Below are 1373 nucleotides of genomic sequence, written 5' to 3'. Positions count from 1 at the left end.
CTCGGTCATCCTGACCTGTCGGCACGCTACAACGCCGTCGGCCGGTTCGGTCGGATCTCTGAGGTCGCCACCCGCGTCGCCGGCCAGCTCTCCGGCGAAGGCAACAGCGCGGCGTTCCGTGAGTTCGCCTGGCGGTTCGTCAACATCATCGCCCGCGCGCTGCACGCGCTGGGTATCCGCCCGGACTACCAGCAGATCCTCCGCCACGTCGTGAACATCGATGCGTTGTTCGTCGAATATGCCCAGAAATACATCAGCGAGCACGATCCCAGGGCCTGGGACACGATCATCCAGATCGAGGGCAAGCTCAACGACAAGAACATCCCGTTCAACATGAAAGGACGGCCCCTGCGGGTCGTGGCCATCGACCAGTACCTGACACAGAAACGCATCGCCGACCCGGTCATGGAAGGCCTGAAGAGCGCCGTGCGCTACGACAAGACCTACTTCGACAAGATCGTGGCCTCGCTGCTGCCGCTGCTGGAGAAACTCACTACCGGGCGGATCTCGGAGCTTCTTTCGCCCAACTACGCGGACCTCAACGATCCGCGGCCGATCTTCGACTGGATGCAGGTCATCCGCAAACGCGCCGTGGTCTACGTCGGCCTCGACGCACTATCGGATACCGAGGTCGCCGCCGCGGTGGGCAACTCCATGTTCAGCGACCTGGTCTCGGTGGCGGGTCACATCTACAAGCATGGTGTCGATGACGGCCTGCCCGGCTCGCTCGCTGGCGGCAAGGTCCGCATCAACCTGCATGCCGACGAGTTCAACGAGCTGATTGGCGACGAGTTCATCCCCATGGTCAACAAAGCGGGCGGCGCCGGCGTGCAGGTGACGGCCTATACCCAGACCATGAGCGACATCGAGGCCAAGATCGGCTCCCGCGCGAAGGCCGGTCAGATCATCGGCAACTTCAACAACCTGTTCATGCTGCGGGTGCGCGAGACCGCCACGGCCGAACTCCTGACCAACCAGCTCCCCAAGGTCCAGATCTACACCAGCACGCCGGCGAGCGGCGCCAACGACGCAATCAACAACAAGAAGGCAGCCTTCACCTCCAGCTCGCACGACCAGGTGCAGATGACCAGCGTGCCGATGCTCGAGCCGGCCCACATCGTTGGTCTGCCCAAAGGACAGGCGTTCGCGCTGCTCGAGGGCGGCAATCTCTGGAAGATCCGAATGCCGCTGCCGGCGGTCGATCCCGACGAGGTGATGCCGAAAAGCCTGCAGGAGCTGGCTGCCGGTATGCGCAAGGGCCAGGCCGCCAACAGCGAGTGGTGGGAGGCGCCGGGATACTCCGCCCTGCAGGATGGTCTGCCCCAGGACCTGGTCGACGATTTCCGTCACCTCGGCGCCGGTGAGGATGCCGC

1 protein-coding gene is annotated in these 1373 nt (G+C 63.9%); it reads left to right on the top strand.

Translation table 11 applies throughout. The annotated features are described in order from the left end of the window. Nucleotides 1–1373 (top strand): type IV conjugative transfer system coupling protein TraD (traD, locus tag HMPREF2924_RS05050; RefSeq protein ID WP_070700390.1); only part of this gene is annotated, 1373 nt, incomplete at both ends.

It is taken from the genome of Pseudomonas sp. HMSC063H08, assembly GCF_001813645.1.
Classification (GTDB): Bacteria; Pseudomonadota; Gammaproteobacteria; order Pseudomonadales; family Pseudomonadaceae; genus Pseudomonas; species Pseudomonas aeruginosa.
Note: the sequence above shows the minus strand (reverse complement) of the source record. Positions and strands in the feature narration are given on the sequence as shown.